17 protein-coding genes are annotated in these 17,324 nt (G+C 73.7%); 12 read left to right on the forward strand and 5 right to left on the reverse strand.

Features of this window, described 5'->3' with window-relative positions:
• The first annotated feature begins 42 nt into the window (after positions 1-42).
• From AB0H75_RS04660 to AB0H75_RS04675, 4 genes are read left to right on the forward strand one after another with little or no spacing between them, the layout of a single operon-like run.
• A complete protein-coding gene (locus AB0H75_RS04660) occupies positions 43-771 on the forward strand; it encodes a FadR/GntR family transcriptional regulator (RefSeq protein ID WP_367790282.1) in 729 nt (242 codons plus the stop codon).
• A gap of 51 nt (positions 772-822) precedes the next feature.
• A complete protein-coding gene (locus AB0H75_RS04665) occupies positions 823-1,581 on the forward strand; it encodes a hypothetical protein (protein ID WP_367790285.1) in 759 nt (252 codons plus the stop codon).
• Between the two features lie 3 nt (positions 1,582-1,584).
• Positions 1,585-1,908: a hypothetical protein gene (locus AB0H75_RS04670; protein ID WP_367790288.1), complete on the forward strand. Its 324-nt coding sequence runs from the start codon at positions 1,585-1,587 to the stop codon at positions 1,906-1,908.
• The gene (locus AB0H75_RS04675; RefSeq protein ID WP_367790291.1) at positions 1,908-2,600 is read left to right on the forward strand and encodes a nucleotidyl transferase AbiEii/AbiGii toxin family protein; all 693 of its coding nucleotides are present in this window, start codon (positions 1,908-1,910) and stop codon (positions 2,598-2,600) included. Before AB0H75_RS04670 ends, AB0H75_RS04675 begins: the two co-directional genes overlap by 1 nt.
• Here the strand turns inward: AB0H75_RS04675 and AB0H75_RS04680 are convergent.
• The 5 genes from AB0H75_RS04680 to AB0H75_RS04700 form a co-directional block, all read right to left on the reverse strand.
• Positions 2,567-3,364 carry an SGNH/GDSL hydrolase family protein gene (locus AB0H75_RS04680; protein ID WP_367790293.1) on the reverse strand — a complete coding sequence of 266 codons (798 nt, stop codon included), beginning with the start codon at positions 3,362-3,364 and terminating at the stop codon, positions 2,567-2,569. The two genes, AB0H75_RS04675 and AB0H75_RS04680, sit on opposite strands and share 34 nt — an antisense overlap.
• A complete protein-coding gene (locus AB0H75_RS04685) occupies positions 3,364-3,933 on the reverse strand; it encodes a PadR family transcriptional regulator (protein ID WP_367790296.1) in 570 nt (189 codons plus the stop codon). Before AB0H75_RS04685 ends, AB0H75_RS04680 begins: the two co-directional genes overlap by 1 nt.
• A gap of 59 nt (positions 3,934-3,992) precedes the next feature.
• Complete coding sequence (locus tag AB0H75_RS04690; RefSeq protein WP_367790299.1) at positions 3,993-5,474, reverse strand: nickel/cobalt transporter; 1,482 nt, start codon at positions 5,472-5,474, stop codon at positions 3,993-3,995.
• A complete protein-coding gene (locus AB0H75_RS04695) occupies positions 5,471-6,682 on the reverse strand; it encodes a tetratricopeptide repeat protein (protein ID WP_367790302.1) in 1,212 nt (403 codons plus the stop codon). The genes AB0H75_RS04690 and AB0H75_RS04695 overlap by 4 nt, the downstream gene beginning before the upstream one ends.
• 152 nt (positions 6,683-6,834) lie before the next feature.
• Positions 6,835-8,211, reverse strand: coding sequence for a DUF4331 domain-containing protein (locus AB0H75_RS04700; RefSeq protein ID WP_367790305.1), 1,377 nt, complete (start codon positions 8,209-8,211; stop codon positions 6,835-6,837).
• 237 nt (positions 8,212-8,448) lie between these two features.
• Here AB0H75_RS04700 and AB0H75_RS04705 point away from each other — a divergent pair, with 237 nt between their 5' ends.
• The 8 genes from AB0H75_RS04705 to AB0H75_RS04740 all read left to right on the forward strand — a co-directional run bounded on the left by AB0H75_RS04705 (position 8,449) and on the right by AB0H75_RS04740 (position 17,219).
• Positions 8,449-10,155, forward strand: a complete 1,707-nt coding sequence (locus tag AB0H75_RS04705; RefSeq protein ID WP_367790308.1) for an ABC transporter ATP-binding protein — start codon at positions 8,449-8,451, stop codon at positions 10,153-10,155.
• Between the two features lie 149 nt (positions 10,156-10,304).
• Positions 10,305-11,198 carry a MurR/RpiR family transcriptional regulator gene (locus AB0H75_RS04710; RefSeq protein WP_367790311.1) on the forward strand — a complete coding sequence of 298 codons (894 nt, stop codon included), beginning with the start codon at positions 10,305-10,307 and terminating at the stop codon, positions 11,196-11,198.
• Positions 11,191-11,877, forward strand: coding sequence for an SDR family oxidoreductase (locus AB0H75_RS04715; RefSeq protein ID WP_367790314.1), 687 nt, complete (start codon positions 11,191-11,193; stop codon positions 11,875-11,877). The genes AB0H75_RS04710 and AB0H75_RS04715 overlap by 8 nt, the downstream gene beginning before the upstream one ends.
• A 143-nt stretch (positions 11,878-12,020) precedes the next feature.
• Positions 12,021-13,346, forward strand: a complete 1,326-nt coding sequence (locus AB0H75_RS04720) for a formimidoylglutamate deiminase (protein WP_367790318.1) — start codon at positions 12,021-12,023, stop codon at positions 13,344-13,346.
• Positions 13,347-13,621: 275 nt separating this feature from the next.
• A complete protein-coding gene (locus AB0H75_RS04725) occupies positions 13,622-14,563 on the forward strand; it encodes an RNA polymerase sigma factor RpoD/SigA (protein ID WP_367790321.1) in 942 nt (313 codons plus the stop codon).
• Positions 14,564-14,628: 65 nt separating this feature from the next.
• Positions 14,629-15,390 (forward strand): MOSC domain-containing protein, encoded by a 762-nt coding sequence (locus AB0H75_RS04730; RefSeq protein ID WP_367790324.1) that lies wholly within the window; start codon positions 14,629-14,631, stop codon positions 15,388-15,390.
• 171 nt (positions 15,391-15,561) lie between these two features.
• Complete coding sequence (locus tag AB0H75_RS04735; protein WP_367790327.1) at positions 15,562-16,884, forward strand: ammonium transporter; 1,323 nt, start codon at positions 15,562-15,564, stop codon at positions 16,882-16,884.
• A complete protein-coding gene (locus AB0H75_RS04740) occupies positions 16,881-17,219 on the forward strand; it encodes a P-II family nitrogen regulator (RefSeq protein WP_080042393.1) in 339 nt (112 codons plus the stop codon). The genes AB0H75_RS04735 and AB0H75_RS04740 overlap by 4 nt, the downstream gene beginning before the upstream one ends.
• Positions 17,220-17,324 lie beyond the last annotated feature (105 nt).

The raw sequence follows: 17,324 nt of genomic DNA on the forward strand, positions 1-17,324 counted from the left end.
CATTGATGTGCATGGTGGGATCGTCTGTCAAGACCCGAGGACATGTTGGACGAGTCGGCGCGACTGATGACCGTGCTGCGCCCCGTGCGAGCCGGTAACGCCTTCGAGGAGACCGTGGAACGGCTGCTCCAGGCCATCAAGCTCGGCGTGGTGCCGCCGGGCGGCAAGCTGCCCCCCGAGCGCGAGCTGGCCGTCCGGCTCGGCATCAGCCGGGTCACGCTGCGCGAGGCGATCCGCGCGCTGTCCGACGCCGGCTACCTCGAAGTGCGCCGGGGCCGCTACGGCGGGGCGTTCGTCACCTACGAGCCGCCCGCCCCGGACGCCGGCGACCTGCGCCAGGCCGTCGCCGAGATGGGCCACGACGACCTGGCCGACGCCCTGACCTTCCGCCTGGTCGTCGAGTGCGGCGCCGCCCAGGTGCTGGCCGGCGTGGCGCTCGACGCGGACCGGCGCGCCCTGCTGCTGCGCCGCCTCGCCGAGCTGGACGAGGCGTCCCCCGGCGACTACCGCCGCCTCGACACGGCCTTCCACCTGTCGATCGCCGAGCTGACCGGCTCCGCCCTGCTGGCCAAGGCGTGCGCCGACGCCCGCTCCCGGGTCAGCGACCTGCTCAACGCCATCCCGATGCTCCAGGTCAACCTGGACCACGCCGCCGTCCAGCACCGCGCCATCGTGGACGCCATCCTGTCCGGCGACCCGGACGCCGCCCGGCGGGCGATGACCGAGCACCTGGAAGGCACCGCCGCGCTGCTGCGGGCGTTCCTGTCCTGACGAAACGGCCGCGCTGAAGGGGCATTCGCCTCGTAGCATCGTTTTCAAGTCATGGGGGATTGGTTCCAGCACACCATCGTCGCCACGGGACGGCTGCCGCTGTTCTGCTACTTCGTCACGCTCATCGTGGCGTTCATCGCCACCCGCATCAACGTCCGGCTGATCAGGGCGAAGATCGGCTGGTTCCGCAACGTCAGCGTCGGGGAGATGCACATCCACCACGTCGTCTTCGGCGTGGTGCTCATGCTCGTCGGAGGCGTCACCGGGCTCATCGTGCCGCCCGCCTCGCAGGCGGGGCACGTGATGGCGGCGTGCGTGTTCGGGGTCGGCTCGGCCCTGGTCCTGGACGAGTTCGCGCTGATCCTGCACCTGCACGACGTGTACTGGGAGGAGGAGGGCCGGACCTCGGTGGACGCGGTGTTCATCGCGGTCGCCGTGACCGGCCTGCTGCTCATCGGGCTGCGGCCGCTCACCTGGGACTACGGCCCGCCGATCGTCAACCCGGCCGCGCTCATCGTGGCCAACCTGGTGCTGGCCGTGATCACCCTGCTCAAGGGGAAGATCTGGACCGGCATGGCCGGGTTGTTCCTGCCGCCCATGCTGCTGGTGGGGGCGATCCGGCTGGCCCGGCCGGGGTCGCCGTGGGCGCACTGGTTCTTCGCCCGGCGCTCGCCGCGCAAGATGGCGCGGGCGGTCCGCCGGGAGGAGCGGTGGCGGCGGCCGGTGATCCGGGCCAAGATCGCCTTCCAGGAGTTCCTGTCCGGGCGGCACGATCTGCCTTCCACCCGGCGCGGCCGTCGGCATACTTGACTCATGGCACTGCCTCCGCTGTACGAGGGCCTGGCGGACAAGGTCCCCGACTCCCTGGCCGACCTGCGCGGTCCGGCCGAGGGCGTCGTCGCCCTGCCGCCCCATCTCGCCTGGTCGGGGCTGACCGAGTTCGACCTGTCGCAGCTCAAGATCCGGATGGAGCTCTACCGCACCGTCATCACCACCGGGCGCCGCGTCGACTACGAGACCTACCTCAACGCCGGCCTCCTCGTGGCCGACTGGCCGCTGCTGCGCAGGGGGCTCGGGCCCGCCTACCGGCACGCCTGGGAGCGCAAGCTGCCGCTGCGCCGCGAGCGGGCCGCCTGATGCGCCTGCCCCCCTTCCAGGAGCGGCTGGTCCAGGCCCTGCTGCCGGTGTGCGGGCGCTACGGCCTGGTGCTCGCGGGCGGCTACGCGATCAAGGCGCACGGCTTCACCGACCGTCCCAGCAGAGACCTCGACTTCGCCACCGCCATGGAGATCCCGCTGCCCGAGGTCGCCGACGGCGTCGCGGCGGCCTTCCGCGGCGCCGGGCTGAAGGCGGAGATCGTCGAGGTCACGCCGCGCATGGGCCGCCTGCTCATCACCGACCCGGCGACCGGCGAGACCTGCGAGTTCGACCTGCTGCGCGAGGCGTTGCAGCAGCAGCCGGTCACCCGCGGCACGATCGACGTGCTCGGGCTCGACGACGCCGTGGGGCTCAAGATGCGGGCCGTGCACGAGCGCAGCCTGGCCCGCGACATCATCGACATCGCGGCCGTGGCGCACCTCTACTCCTACCGCGCGCTCGAACAGCTCGCCGTGCTGCACAACGACTACTTCTCGGTCCACGAGCTGCTCATGCGGCTGGAGTACGTCGATCTCATGGACGACGAGGCGTTCGAGGCCCACGGCGTCACCAGGGAGCGCGTCAGGGAGATCCGGCGGTTCGTCCAGGGCTGGGTGGAGGACATCAAGCTGCGCCGGGCCGACGACGGCGACGTCGACTACGACGCCGGCGACGTGCCCGAGCTCGACTGACCCACAGGCGCGAGCACCGGCCGCTTGGCGGTGCGGCCGTCGCCGGAGGAGCGGCCGCGCAGCCGGCGGGCCAGCCAGGGCCCCGCGAACGTGCCCAGCCAGCGCGCCTCCGCCGCCACGGCCCGCCACGCCCGGGACGCCGCCAGGGGCGGGAACGGGTCCCTCCAGGAGGTGTCGCCGCCGTCCGGCAGCTCCAGGGCGTGGGCGACCGCGGCGGCGATGCGGGCGTGGCCCTCCGGGCTGGCGTGCAGGCGGTCGGAGCTCCACATGCGGGCGTCGGTGGCGAACGCCAGCGGGAAGGAGTCCAGCAGCGTCACCCCGTGACGGGCGGCGGCCTGCCTGATGCGGGCGTTCAGGTCGAGCACGCGCGGCAGGAGCGGGCGGGCCAGCGGCATGATCGCGCCGATGTCGGGGAAGGTCACGGCGACCACGCGCGCGCCGGTGGCGGTCAGGGCCGCGTACATGTCCTCCAGCGCCCCCGCCACGCGGGCGGCGTCGAAGCCGGGGCGGATCAGGTCGTTCATGCCCGCCATGACCGTGGCCAGGTCGGGGCGCAGCTCCAGGGCGGCGGGCAGCTGCTCGTCGCGGATCTGGGCGGCCAGGCGGCCGCGGACGGCGAGGTTGGCGTAGAGCAGGCCGGGGCTGACCGTGCGGTCCAGGTGCTCGGCGAGGCGGTCGGCCCAGCCGCGGTGGCCGCGCACGTCGTCCCCGTCGCCCAGGCCCTCGGTCTGGCTGTCGCCGAGCGCCACGTAGCGGGTGTACATCAGGGCAGCTCCTTGCCGGCGGCGCGCGCGGCGAGCGCGCGGGCGGTGCTCAGGGACCAGTCGCGGACCTCGCGCTCCAGCCGGCAGCCGGCCAGGCACGACAGGTAGGGGCCCACGCGCTCGCCCTCGCGCAGGAACGTCTCCTCGTCGCGGCCGTCGCGCAGGTGCAGCAGCGTCCGCTCGAACAGCTCCAGCTTGGCGGCGGCCGCGGCGGCCCGCTCGTGCAGCTGGGCGATGACGGGGGCCGGGTCGAGGGCGTCCACCGCGTGGACCCGGACCACCAGGTCGTCGCGCAGGAGCAGCGGCTTGGGCGGGGCGGCGGCGAAGGCGGCCAGCTCGTCGAGGCCGGCGCCGGTGACGGTGAAGACCCGCTTGTTTGGGCGGCCCCGCTGGACCACCTCGCGGCCGGCCACCAGGCCGTCGGCCTCCAGCCTGGCCAGCTCGGCGTAGAGCTGCTGGGGGGAGGCGTACCAGAAGTTGGCGACGCCGACGTCGAAGACCTTGGTGAGCTGGTAGCCGCTGTGCTCGCCGTCGAGGAGGGCGGCGAGGACGGCGTGACGGAGGGCCATCGTCACTCACGACCATGAATAGTCATGGACATGACTATAGGGGCGAGGGCGGAGCGGCGCTAGAGGGCGGCGGCCGAGCGCAGGGCCAGGCCCGCGCCCAGGAGCACCACCATCGCGGCCGTGCCCAGCGGGGCCAGGCCGGACAGGCGGGCGGCCAGGCGGCGGCCCGCGGCGGCGCGGCGCTCCAGGCGGTCCACGACCTTGACCAGGAGGAGGCCGGTGACGGTGAGGGTCGCGGCCATGCCGGCCCCGTACGCCGTCACCAGCGCCACGCCGAACCAGGTGCGGCCGAGGGCGATCGCGCCGAGCAGGACGACCAGCGCCGACGGGCTGGGCACCAGGCCGCCCGCCACCCCGAGCCCCACCAGCCCCGCGCGCCCCGGCGGAGACGCCTGCCCGCAGCCGTGGCCGTGGCCGTGGCCGTGGCCGTGGCCATGTCCATGTCCATGCCCGTGCCCGTGCCCATGCCCATGCCCATGCCCGTGCGCGTGCCCGGAGCGGTCGCGGGCGTTCAGGAGGAGGCGGAGGCCGATGACGGCGATCAGGACGCCGCTGGCCACCCCCAGCCAGCCCAGCACCGCCTCCCCGGCCAGCGCCGAGAACGCCGTCAGCACCAGCCCCACCACGAGCACCCCGGCCGTGTGCGTGGCCGTCACCGTGGCCCCCACCACGACCGCGTCGCGCGGCCGGCCGCGCCGCCCCGCCAGGTACGCGGCCATGATCGTCTTGCCGTGCCCGGGGATCAGCGCGTGCCCCGCCCCCAGCACCACGGCCAGCCCGACGGCCAGCAGCCCGAGCGGCACCGTCAGCGAGCCCGACCCGACCAGGCCGGTGAACGTCCGGTCCAGCGCGGCCAGCGCGTCCCCCACGGGCCCGCCGACGCCGATCCCGCCGGGCCCGGCCCCGCCCGCCGGGCGCCCGGCCGCGGGTGGCCCCTCAGCAGGGCCGGAGGCCGTGAACCGGGCGGTGCGCTGGTCGAGCGGGTCGGACAGCAGGTCCTCCGGGTAGGCGCGCAGCTCGTCGCTGACGCTCGCGGCCGGCACCGAGGAGCCGGTCAGCCGCACCCCGTCGCCCGCCGCGCTGATCTCCCGCCAGCCGATCCTGTCCTGCTCGAAGGCGTCGGCGAACTCCACCACCCCCGCCGCGCGGACCTCGGCCGCCAGCCGGCAGGTCAACCGGCTGGTACGCAGCCCGCCCTCGCCGGGCGCGTACGCGAACCCGGCGCCCGCCACCCGCCACGGCACCGCCACCCCCGCCACGACCAGCCGCTGGGCCGCCGCCAGCACGGCGCAGCGGCGGCCCGCGTAGTCCCCGCCCACGTCGGGTGCCGCTTGCAGGGTCGGCAGCTCGGCCAGGTCCACCACCGCGAGGTTGCGGATCCCGGCGGGCGTGACCAGCAGCCCGTTGTAGTGGTTGACGGTGAACCTGCCGAGCGGATGCGCCGAGGCCGGCCCCGCCAGCAGCGCGGACAGCGGCCCCGCGAGCACCAGCCCGGCCACCACGGCCGGCAGGCCGAGCCGGATCGCCTTGAGCACCTTCATGAGAACCTCGCCAGGGCCGGCAGGGACGGGTCGAAGCCGGGGTCGATCCGCGCGGACAGCCCGAGGGCCTGCTCGATGCGGGCCCGGTGGTAGCGCAGCAGCGGGTTGCGCCAGCCGGTGGAGGTGGCCTTCCTCGCGTACGGCAGCGCCTCGGCCGGCTCACCGGCCCTGAACAGCGCCCACGCCAGGGCGTCGGCGGCGACCAGGTTGGGGTGGCGGGCGTACTCGGCGCGCGCGTACCGGACGGCCCGGCGCGGGTCGCCGTGGTCGGCCTCGAACTCGGCGCCGGTCAGCTCGTCGTACACGCCGGCCGCCTGGAACAGCCGCCGCTGCGCGGCGAGCAGCGTCCAGTCGGGCCGCAGCCCGGCCTTGAGCCGGACCTCGCCCTGCTCGACGAGGTACTGGGGGAGCGGCAGGCGGGTGACCACGCGCTGGTAGAGGTCCAGCGCCTCGTCCAGGCGGCCGCCGAGCGCCGCCGCCCTGGCCTGCCCGGCGAGGGCGGGCGTGTACGCGGGATCGGCCTGGAGGGCCTTGGCGTACCAGCCGGCCGCCGTCCTCAGGTCGCCCGCGTGCAGGGCCAGCTCGCCCAGGTAGTAGCGGACGTAGGCGACGTCGGCCGGCGCCCAGGCGTCGGCGTGCGCGTACTCCAGGTACTCGCGGGCCCGGTCCGGGTCGCCGCGCAGCTCGGCGGCGTAGGAGGCGCGGGCGAAGGCCGCGACGCCCGGGCGCAGGCCCATCATCCTGTCCACGGCCCGCTGCGCGGCGGCTAGGTCCCCGAGCTGGGTCCTGGCGTCGGCCAGCACGCCGTAGGCCGCGGCCCCGTACGGGTTGGCGGCGATGGCGCGCTCGGCCAGCCGGGCCGCGTCGGCGAACTCGTGGCGGCCGGCGGCCAGCGCCGCCCGGGCGGTCAGGACCGCGTCGTCGCCGGCGTCCAGCGCGGCGGCCCTGGCCAGCGCGCCCTCCGCCTTGGTGTAGAACGCCGGGTCGCCGGTGGTCCTGGCGCGGTCCACGTACTGGCCGGCGAGCTGGGCCCAGCCGCGGTGGTCGCCGGGCAGGCGCCTGAGCCGCTCCTGCAGCGTCTCGCGGTGCGGCTGCCCGGCAGCGGTCACGGGCCCCGCGGGGCTGCTCGCGGGTGCGGAGAAGGAGACGATCGTGAAGGCCACCGCGCCGAGGAGGGCGAGGCCGGCGAAGACGGCGAACGCGCGCATGTCGAGGACTCCGGAGCTGGGTGTGGGGCCGGCCGGCCGTGACGGGGAGCACGGCCGGCCGGCCCTTTTCTGGGGCGGCGGGCGGTGGGAGACGGGGTGCCCGCCGCCGGGGAGGACCGGCCGGCCTGGAGAGGGGGCCGGCCGGTCGGGCGCTATCGCTGGTTGACCGCCACGTTGCCGGGCAGCGGGATGTACGGGAACACCTGGTCGAACGGCTTGTCGTTCGCGTCCACCTTGTCCGTCAGGCCGGGGACGAGCTTGCCGCTCCGCGCGGCGCCGGCCACGGCCTGCAGCTCGATGTCCACCACGTCGTCGGCGAGCCGGCGGCCGTTCGGGAAGCCCTGGAGGTCGCCGCCGAGCACGCCGAGCCTGTTCGGGTCCTTGGTGGGCGGGATGGACATGTTCAGCCGCAGTTGCTCGGAGGGGCGCAGTTTGCCGGCGTCCTGGTTGAGCACCTGCGAGTTGAGGTCGGCCTTGATGGGGCCGTTCTGCTTGGCGATGCCGGTCAGGAAGATCTCGACCAGGTCGTCACGCGGGGTCGCGGGCGCCTTGATGCCGTAGAGGGTTTCCAGCAGCCTGGCCAGCTCGGGGTCGGTGACCCGGTTGACCAGCGCCTTCACGTCCGCGTCCCGCGACGGGTCGAGGGCGTTGTAGGCGTCCTTCATGCCGGCGGCCGCCACCAACTCGTTCACCAGCGGGTTGCACAGGCGGGAGACCTGCACGAACGAGCTGCCGTTGAACTTGTCGGTGGTGGAGCAGATGCCGATCACCGGGTTGCGCTTGGCGTCGCCCTTGAGCGCCAGGTCGGACTGGGGGACCTGGAGGGCGATGGTGTTGACGTTGTAGCCCCTGAGGGTGTCCTGGCCGACCTCCGACAGGTCGCCGCCGTAGAGCAGGTCGAAGGCGCGCAGGTCGAGGAAGAACGCCTCGTCCGCCTGCCCGGAGTAGGTCCTGCCGCCGCCCGGCAGGCTCTTGATGGCCTGGTTGCGCAGGGTGGCGTAGTTGGGCATGGAGGCGGCGCCGACGTTGCTGGGCGCGACGATGCCGTCGCTGACCAGCGTCTTCGAGCCGCCGGGCGTGATCCGCCTGAGCGTGTAGCGCTGGCGGAAGAGCAGGTTCGGGTCGTCCAGCGAGGTGACGGGGCCGTTGTTGTACAGGAACGTGGTGTTGCCGCGCTTGTCCTCGTTGCGGAACGTCCACTCGTAGGTGATGTCGGTCTTGCCGTCACCGTCGTTGTCGATCTTTATGTTGTGCCGCGACCTGGTGGCGAACGGGTAGAAGTTGGGGCCGCCGTTGGGCTCCTCGAACGGGATCCAGTTCGAGATCAGGGTCACGGTGTCGGGCTTGTCGGGGCTGACGAACGCGTACACGTCGGTGTTGTCGTGCTGCGGGTCGTTCGAGATGGCCGGGGCCTCCCGGTGTGAGGAAGCGGCGCCGGAGTCGGTGCGGAGCGCGGTCAGTGACGACGCGGCGACCGCTGCGGCCAGGCCGAGTCCGACCAGAGCGCGCCGGTGGGTCCGGAGCTCCATGTTCGGGTCCTTTCGCAGGTGCTGATCGGGTTGCTGCAAGGTTCCGGCCGGGTTCCTCGACGGCCTATTCGTCCGGGCGGCCGCCACGGATGTCGCAGACCCGGTCTCCTCCTCAAGGAGGAGGGTCAACCAAGGTTGACATACTCAGGTCGTCAATTTAGGTTGACCCTGCCCGGGTGGTGCGGATCGCGGGGCCCTGTTCGTTGCCCGGGGTGGACCTGTCATAAGGAGGATGTCGTGGTCAAGGAACTGCTGGCTTACGTCCGCCCGTACCGGAGGATCCTGGTCCTGGGCGGGCTCCTGGGGTTGATCGGCTCGGTGGCGGGGCTCGCCATGCCGTTGCTGGCCAAGTACGTCGTGGACGCCTTCGGCCACGGCGGCTCCATGACCGGGCCGCTGCTGGGGTTAACCGTGGCCGTGCTGGTCGGCGCGGTCGTCTCCGCGGGCGGCAGCTACCTGATGGAGCGCACCGGCGAGGGCGTCGTGCTCGGCGCCCGCCGCCGGCTCGTGGACCGGATGCTCCGGCTCAAGGTCGCCGACGTGGACCGGCTCAAGCCCGGCGACCTGCTGTCCCGGGTGACCGGCGACACCACGTTGCTGCGCGCGGTGCTGACCAACGGCATCGTCGAGTCGGTCGGCTCGGTGTTCATGCTGGCCGGGGCCATCGTCATGATGGCGACGATGGACGGCGTGCTGCTGCTCGTCACGCTCGGCGTGATCGTGGTCGTCGGCGGGCTCGTGGCGCTGATCATGCCGCGCATCCAGCGGGCGCAGGCCCAAGCCCAGGAGGCCGTCGGCGAGATGGGGTCCGTGCTGGACCGGGCGTTGCAGGCGTACCGGACGGTCAAGGCGAGCGGCGCGGAGGAGCGGGAGATCGCCGTGGTCGGCGAGGCGGCGGTACGCGCCCGCGACCGGGGCTTGCAGGTCGCCGGCTGGACCTCGCTCGCCGGGGTGGCCACGTGGATGGCCGTGCAGATCGCCTTCCTCGCCGTGCTGGGCGTCGGCGGCGCCCGGGTCTCCTCGGGGGCGCTGGAGGTCTCGTCGCTGATCGCGTTCCTGCTGTACCTGTTCTACCTGGTCTCGCCGATCGGGCAGCTCGTCCAGGGCGGCGTCCAGCTCCAGCAGGGCCTGGCCGCGCTCCAGCGGATCAAGGAGATCGAGGCGCTGCCCGCCGAGCCCGCCACGGACACCGCCGCCGTGGGCGGCGAGCCGGTCGGCGTCACCTTCAGGGACGTGGTGTTCCGCTACGCCGAGGACCGGCCGCCCGTCCACGACGGCGTCACCTTCGAGGTGCCGCCCGGCGGGCTGACCGCGCTGGTCGGGCCGTCCGGAGCGGGCAAGTCCACCGTGTTCGGCCTCATCGAGCGCTTCTACGACCACCAGAGCGGCGTGATCACCGTGGGCGGGCGGGACATCCGCGACTGGCCGCTCGGCGAGCTGCGCGCCACCCTCGGCTACGTCGAGCAGGACGCCCCCGTCCTGGCCGGCACGCTGCGCGAGAACCTGCTCTTCGCCGCCCGCGACGTCACCGACGAGGAGCTGGGCCGCGCCATCGCCCGCACCCGCCTCGACGACCTGGTGTCCCGGCTGCCCGACGGGCTGGAGACGCCGGTCGGGCACCGCGGCGTGCTGCTGTCCGGCGGCGAGCGCCAGCGCGTCGCCATCGCCCGCGCGCTGCTGCGCAAGCCCCGGCTGCTGCTGCTCGACGAGGCCACCTCGCAGCTCGACGCGGTCAACGAGCTGCGGTTGCGCGAGGTCATCGCCGAGGTCGCGAGCGAGACGACCGTGCTGGTCATCGCCCACCGGCTCTCCACGGTCACCGGGGCCGACCGGATCGTGGTGATGGAGGCGGGCGGCGTACGGGCCGTGGGCACGCACGCCGAGCTGGTGGGGGAGGACGAGCTGTACCGGGAGCTGGCGGCCACCCAGTTCCTCGTCGGCTGAGCCTCACAGGGGAGTACGGCGAGGTCATCGGGGACGATGGGACGGCAGGGAGGGATGAGAACGGGGGGCGGCGGGCGTTGGAAGGTGGCGTGGCGGACGGATATCACGGTGGGCTGGGCACGCTGCTTGATGGCCGGAGGCTGTCGCCCGTGCAGCGCAGGATCGCCCACTACCTCAGCGAGCACTTGGACGAGGCCATCTTCCTGTCCAGCGTCGAGCTGGCCGAGCGGGCCGGCGTCAGCCAGCCCTCGGTCACCAGGTTCGCCGCGGTCCTCGGCTTCGCCGGCTATCCCGACCTGCGCCAGGCGCTGCGCCCGCTGGTGCTGGGCGGCGGCGGGCCGGGGGAGCCGCGGGAGAGCCTGCTGCGGAGCGCGATCGACGGCGAGATCCGCAACCTCGCCGCCGTCCGTGACCGGCTGAGCTCCTTGCCGCTCAAGGAGCTGGGCGAGCAGCTTGCCGCCACCGAGCCCCTGCCGGTCGTGGGGCTGCACGTATCGTGCGGCCTGGCCACCACGTTCGCCTGCTACGCCCGCCGCGTCCACCCCGACGTGCGCCTGTTCACCCACGGCGGGGCCGAGCTGGCGGAGGGCCTGCACGCGGTCCGCAGGGCGGGCGCGGAGTGGCTGCTGGCCGTGGTGCTGCCGCGCTACCCGCGCGAGAGCGTGCAGGCCCTGGAGTACGCCGGCAGGCTCGGCTACCGGGTGGCCGTGATCACCGACAGGCCCGGCTTCCCCGCGGAGGTGGTGCTGGACGCGCCGGTCGGCGACCGGCTGGTGTTCGACTCGCACGCGGCGCCGCTCGTCCTGGTCATGGCCCTGGTGGAGGCGATGGCCGACGCGGCGCCGCTGCGCACCCGGGCCCGGCTGGAGGAGTACGAGCGGATGACCGGCGAGACCGGCGTGTTCCTCCCCAATGGTCAGACCGGTGATCAGGCCAGTGATCAGGCCAGTGATCAGGCCAGTGATCAGGCCAGTGATCAGGCCAGTGATCAGGCCGGTGATCAGGCCGGTGGCCGCGCCGACCTAAGCTGGCGCCATGACTGAACGACCGACGGCGCTGGTCACCGGCGCTTCGCGGGGCGTCGGCGCGGCCGTCGCCCGGGCGCTGGGGCCCACCCACCACGTCATCCTGGGCGGCCGGGACGAGAACGCCCTGGCCGCCGTGGCGGCCGAGCTGCCCGACGCCCGGCCCTGGCCGGTGGAGCTGACCCGGGTCACCGAGGCCGACGTCGCCGGCGTCGAGCGGCTCGACCTGCTGGTGCACAGCGCCGGGATCGTCCGCATGGGGCTGATCGCCGACCAGCCCGCCGCCGCCTGGCGGGAGACCCTGGAGGTCAACGTCGTCGCGGTCGCCGAGCTGACCCGGCTGCTGCTGCCCGCGCTGCGCCGCGCCCAGGGGCACGTGGTGTGCGTCAACTCGGGCTCGGGCCAGCGCGCCAACCCCCACTGGGCCGCCTACGCCGCCAGCAAGTTCGCGCTCAGGGCGTTCGCCGACGCGCTGCGCCTGGAGGAGCCCGGGCTGCGGGTCACCACCGTCTACCCGGGCCGCGTCGCCACCGACATGCAGCACGGGGTCCGCCGCTACGAGGGCGGCCCGTTCGAGCCCGGCAAATACCTCACCGCCGAGAGCGTGGCGCGGGCCGTGCTGGCCGCCGTCAACGCCGGGCCCGACGCCCACCTCACCGAGGTGACCGTGCGCCCCGCCGCGGGTCCCGCCAGCTGACCGGGGCCCCTTCACCTAGAGTGGGCCCCATGCCGGGCCTCGCGCGCAGGGGCGGGCCCCGGCGGGTCCTTCCCCTCGGAAGAGGCCGCTGAGCGGGCAGGCCGCGCGGCGGGATCGGCGCCGGCGGACGTGCTGGAGGATCTGTGTCGCTGACGTACTGGTGCGAGCAGGCATGGCTGCCCGACGGCGTCGCCGCGAGCGTGCTGGTGGTGGTCGAGGGTGAGCGCATCGCCGGGATCGGCCAGGGCCCGCCGCCGCCCGGGGCCGAGCGGCTGGCCGGACTCACCGTCCCCGGCCTGGCCGACGCCCACTCCCACGCCTTCCACCGAGCGCTGCGCGGCGCCGCGCAGCGGGGCGGGGGCGACTTCTGGACCTGGCGCGAGCGTATGTACGAGGTGGCGGCCCGGCTCGACCCCGACTCCTACCTGCGCCTGGCCACCGCCGTGTACGCCGAGATGGCGCTGGCCGGCGTCACCTGCGTGGGCGAGTTCCACTACCTGCACCACGGGCCGGGCGGCACGCCGTACGACGATCCCAACGTCATGGGCCACGCCCTGGTCGAGGCCGCCCGCGCGGCCGGGCTGCGCATCGCGCTGCTCGACACCTGCTACCTGACCGGCGGCATGGGCGCCCCCCTGTCGGGCGCGCAGCTCCGCTTCGGCGACGGGGACGCCGGGCGCTGGGCCGCCCGCGCCGAGGCCCTGGCCGCCGCCTACGCCGGGCGGGCGGAGGTGGAGATCGGGGCGGCCGTGCACTCGGTCCGCGCGGTGCCGGCCGAGCAGATGCCGCTCGTCGCCGAGTTCTCCCACCGCCACGCCGTCCCCCTGCACGCGCACGTCTCCGAGCAGCGGGCGGAGAACTCCGCCTGCGCCGAGATGTACGCCGCCACCCCGGTCCGCGTCCTGCACGAGCACGGCGTGCTGGGGCCGCGCTCGACCGCCGTGCACGCCACCCACCTCACGGACGAGGACGTCGAGCTGCTCGCCGCCTCGGGCGCGTCCGTGTGCGTGTGCCCCACCACCGAGCGCGACCTCGCCGACGGCATCGGCCCCGCGCGGGCGCTCGCCGACCGGGGCGCGGCGATCACGCTCGGCTCCGACAGCCACGCCGTCGTCGACCTGTTCGAGGAGGCCCGCGCGGTCGAGCTGGACCAGCGCCTGGCCACCGGCCGGCGCGGCCACTGGGCCGCCGCCGACCTGCTGGCCGCCGCCACCTGCGCGGGCCACACCTCGCTGGGCTTCCCCGACGCGGGCCTGCTGGTGCCCGGCGCCTGGGCCGACCTGGTGTCGGTACGACTCGACAGCGTGCGCACGGCGGGCGCGGCCGGGGCGGAGGCCGTGGTGTTCGCGGCCACGGCCGCCGACGTGCACTCCGTGGTCTCCGGCGGCCGGCGCGTGGTCACGGCGGGCCGGCACGCGCTCGGCGACGTCGGCACCCTGCTCGCCGAGGCGATCGGCGCCCTGCGCTGACGCGCGCGCCGCTGATCCCGCGGCACCGGCACCGGCGCCCGCGGCACCGGCGCTCGCGGAGCCGCGCGCGCCGGGTCGCGCGGACGTAGGCTGGCCGTGACACCTCAACCGCCGTGCCGTCCCCTCACCCCCTGCCCACCAGGGGTTTCAGCGTGGTCTCCTCCTTCAGGAGGACGCCCAGAACCATCCCTCGGTCGTAGTGCTTTAGGGAATCTTTGCCTGGGCCCGGACGTTGGCCGGGTATAGGACGCAGCTGCGGAACGAGGTGCCAGGGGATGGCAAGGCCGACGGGGAGTCGCACGCAGGAGCAGCACGTCGCGGACCGCGATCTGCTGGGGACCTACCTGGCCGAGATCGGCAGGGTCCCGCTGCTCACGGCGGAGGAAGAGGTTGAGCTCGCCAAGCGGATCGAGGCGGGCCTGTTCGCCGAGCAGCTGCTCGACAGCGGGGGCTCGGAGCCGCGCATCGGGGACGCGGCCGACGAGGAGCTGGAGCGCCTGGCCATCTCGGGCCAGCGGGCCAAGGACGAGTTCATCCAGGCCAACCTGCGGCTGGTGGTGGCGGTGGCCAGGAAGTACTCCGGCCGGGGGATGCCGCTCATCGACCTGGTCCAGGAGGGCAACCTGGGCCTGGTGCGGGCCGTGGAGAAGTTCGACTACCGGCGGGGCTACAAGTTCTCCACGTACGCGACGTGGTGGATCCGGCAGTCGGTGGGGCGGGCCATCCACGAGCAGGCGCGGCCGGTGCGGCTGCCCACGCACGCGGGGGAGCAGATGACCCGGCTCATGCGGGTGCGGCGCGACATGCTGGCCGAGTTCGACGCCGAGCCGACCGACGACGACCTCGCCGACATCCTGGAGCTGCCGATCGAGCGGGTGCGCGAGCTGCGCCGCTGGGCCTCCGACCCGGTGTCGCTGCAGCTCGGCGTGGGCGACGAGGACGAGACCGAGCTGGGCGACATGATCGCCGACGAGACCTGGGCCGACCCCGAGCAGCAGGCCATCGACATCCTGGAGCGCGAGCGGCTCGACCAGTGGCTCATGGGCCTGGAGGGCCCGACCAGCGAGATGCTGCGCTGGCGCTACGGGCTGGTGGACGGGCGCGAGCACACGCTGACGGAGGTGGGCGAGCGCTACGGCATCGGCCGCGACCGCGCCCGCCGCATCGAGCGCGACGCCCTGGCCCGCCTGCGCAAGATGGCCACCGCGGCCGCCTGACACGCCGCCGGCCGCGCCCGGTTCTCCCGCACGGGGGAGCCGGGCGCGGCCGTAGGCTTTGCCCCGTGCATGTCGAGACGCTGCGGCGCTATCCGGTCAAGTCCCTGCTGGGCGAGGAGGTCGCCGAGAGCGAGGTGAGCGAGCGCGGGCTCGCCGGCGACCGGGCGCGCGCGGTGCTCGACGTCGCCACGGGCAAGATCGCCAGCGCCAAGAACCCCCGGCTCTGGCGGCGGCTGCTCACCCTCGAAGGTGCGGCGGTCCCGGCCGACGAGGAGCTGTCGCGGCTGCTCGGCCGCGAGGTACGCGTGATCGACACGCCGCCCGAGGGCGCCGAGCTGGACCGGTCGGTGCCGGAGCGGGTGCTGGCCGAGGGCATCGAGGCCGAGGTTCCCTACACGGTCAGCACGCTGGGCGCCGGCGCGCCGGCCGGGACGTTCTTCGACTTCGCGCCGGTCCACCTCATCACGACCGCCGCCCTGGAACGCATCGGGGCGCTCGGCCCGCGAGGCCGGGTCGAGGCCGTCCGCTACCGGCCCAACCTGGTCGTCGCCACCGACCAGGAGGGCTTCCCCGAGAACGACTGGGTGGGCCGGCGGCTGCGCGTGGGCGCGGAGGTGGTGCTGGAGATCATCGTCGCGAGCCCGCGCTGCGCCGTCCCCACCCTGGCCCACGGCGCGCTGGACCGCGATCCCGACGCGTTGCGCACGGTGTCCCGGCACAACCGGGTGCCGGTGTTCGGCATGGACCCGCAGCCCTGCGCCGGGGTGTACGCCCGGGTGGCGCGGCCCGGCCGGATCAGGAAAGGCGACCCCGTGCGCCTCGGCTGACCACCCCTTCCCCTGTTATCGCACATCCCTTATGGGAGGGGTGAGGCGTCCGAAACGCGGTCGAAACACCCGTAGGGCGAGATTCACGCATGCGAAACACACCTGGTCGCGCCACGAAACCCCAGGAGAACACGCTGTGGCCACACGTCACACGTAAGGGAGGGTCGCTTCGTGAAGATCGACAGCGGCACCACAGCCTGGATGCTCGCGGCCACCGCGCTGGTGTTGCTCATGACGCCGGGTCTCGCGTTCTTCTACGGCGGCATGACCAGGGCCAAGAGCGTCCTGAACATGATGATGATGTCGTTCGCCGCCATCATCACCGTGACCGTCGCGTGGGTGCTCTTCGGGCACTCGCTGGCGTTCACCGACAATCCCAGCTCGGCGCTGAACAACGTGATCGGCGGCTTCGACGCCCTCGGCTTGCAGAGCCTGGTGGACACCGCCACCAAGGACGACGGCACCGGCATGCCGAGCCTGGTCTTCTCCGCCTTCCAGCTGACGTTCGCCATCATCACGGTCGCCCTGATCAGCGGCGCGATCGCGGACCGCGCGAAGTTCGGCTCGTGGGTGCTCTTCAGCGTCGTGTGGGTCACCCTGGTCTACTTCCCGGTGGCGCACTGGGTCTGGGGCACCGGCTGGTTGAACACCATGGGCATCGAGGACTTCGCGGGCGGCACGGTCGTCCACATCAACGCCGGCGCCGCCGGTCTGGCCCTCGCCCTGGTCATCGGCAAGCGCAAGGGGTGGCGCAAGGAGCCGATGCGCCCGCACAACCTGACCCTCGTCCTGCTCGGCGCCGGCCTGCTGTGGTTCGGCTGGTTCGGCTTCAACGCCGGCTCCGAGCTGGCCGTGGACGGCACCGCCGGCCTGGCGTTCATGAACACCCAGATCGCCACCGCGGTCGCCGCGGGCGCCTGGCTCATCGTGGAGAAGCTGCGTGACGGGCACGCCACCAGCCTCGGCGTGGCCTCCGGAGCGGTGGCCGGCCTGGTCGCCGTCACCCCGGCGTGCGGCTTCGTGGACCCGTGGGCCGCGATGGTCATCGGCCTGATGGCCGGCTCGATCTGCGCCTACGCGGTCGGCCTGAAGTACAGGCTCGGCTACGACGACTCCCTCGACGTGGTCGGCGTCCACCTGGTGGGCGGCGTCATCGGCGCCGTGTCGCTGGGCTTCCTGGCCGCCTACCCGTTCCTGGAGCAGCAGAGCAAGGGCCTGTTCTACGGCGGCGGGTTCGGCCAGCTCGGCCTTCAGGTCCTCGGCCCGATCGCGGTCGGCGGCTACTCCTTCGTCGCCACCTGGGTCATCGGCAAGGTCATCGACAAGACGATGGGCTTCCGGATCACCGCCGAGGACGAGGTCACCGGCATCGACATCACCACCCACGCCGAGACCGGCTACGACCTCGGCACCGTTTACGCCTCGGGCGTGAGCACCCCCGCCGCCCCCACCACCGCCCCCACCGCTCCTGCCGCCAAGAAGGTGGACGCATGAGGCTCATCACCGCGATCATCAAGCCTTTCAAGCTCGACGACGTCAAGGCCGCCCTCGAACAGTTCGGCATCAAGGGCATGACGGTCAGCGAGGCCAGCGGCTACGGCCGCCAGCGCGGCCACACCGAGGTCTACCGGGGCGCCGAATACCAGGTGGACCTGGTGCCCAAGGTCCGCCTGGAGGTCCTGGCCGACGAGGACGACGCCGAGGACGTGATCGACGTCATCGTCAAGGCCGCCCACACCGGGAAGATCGGCGACGGCAAGGTCTGGTCCGTGCCCGTGGACACCGTGATCCGCGTACGCACGGGAGAAAGGGGGCCGGAGGCCCTGTGACGCGCTCGCCGCGAAGCCCCGGCGACGGAGCCGGGGCTGAGCGGAGCCGGCGAGGAGCCGGCACCGGAGGGGCCGACGCGGCGAGGGGTCGGCCCGACGAGAGAC

Origin of the sequence: Nonomuraea sp. NPDC050783 (assembly GCF_040802095.1) — a bacterium.
Classification (GTDB): domain Bacteria; phylum Actinomycetota; class Actinomycetes; order Streptosporangiales; family Streptosporangiaceae; genus Nonomuraea.

What these genes read in the sequence shown, in the direction of transcription:
- AB0H75_RS04725 (WP_367790321.1), top strand. Translation starts at nt 13,622, where the DNA reads ATGGCAAGGCCGACGGGGAGTCGCACGCAGGAGCAGCACGTCGCGGAC.
- AB0H75_RS04680 (WP_367790293.1), bottom strand. Translation starts at nt 3,364, where the DNA reads ATGTACACCCGCTACGTGGCGCTCGGCGACAGCCAGACCGAGGGCCTG.
- AB0H75_RS04740 (WP_080042393.1), top strand. Translation starts at nt 16,881, where the DNA reads ATGAGGCTCATCACCGCGATCATCAAGCCTTTCAAGCTCGACGACGTC.
- AB0H75_RS04670 (WP_367790288.1), top strand. Translation starts at nt 1,585, where the DNA reads ATGGCACTGCCTCCGCTGTACGAGGGCCTGGCGGACAAGGTCCCCGAC.
- AB0H75_RS04660 (WP_367790282.1), top strand. Translation starts at nt 43, where the DNA reads ATGTTGGACGAGTCGGCGCGACTGATGACCGTGCTGCGCCCCGTGCGA.
- AB0H75_RS04690 (WP_367790299.1), bottom strand. Translation starts at nt 5,474, where the DNA reads ATGAAGGTGCTCAAGGCGATCCGGCTCGGCCTGCCGGCCGTGGTGGCC.
- AB0H75_RS04700 (WP_367790305.1), bottom strand. Translation starts at nt 8,211, where the DNA reads ATGGAGCTCCGGACCCACCGGCGCGCTCTGGTCGGACTCGGCCTGGCC.
- AB0H75_RS04715 (WP_367790314.1), top strand. Translation starts at nt 11,191, where the DNA reads ATGACTGAACGACCGACGGCGCTGGTCACCGGCGCTTCGCGGGGCGTC.
- AB0H75_RS04695 (WP_367790302.1), bottom strand. Translation starts at nt 6,682, where the DNA reads ATGCGCGCGTTCGCCGTCTTCGCCGGCCTCGCCCTCCTCGGCGCGGTG.
- AB0H75_RS04665 (WP_367790285.1), top strand. Translation starts at nt 823, where the DNA reads ATGGGGGATTGGTTCCAGCACACCATCGTCGCCACGGGACGGCTGCCG.
- AB0H75_RS04685 (WP_367790296.1), bottom strand. Translation starts at nt 3,933, where the DNA reads ATGGCCCTCCGTCACGCCGTCCTCGCCGCCCTCCTCGACGGCGAGCAC.
- AB0H75_RS04675 (WP_367790291.1), top strand. Translation starts at nt 1,908, where the DNA reads ATGCGCCTGCCCCCCTTCCAGGAGCGGCTGGTCCAGGCCCTGCTGCCG.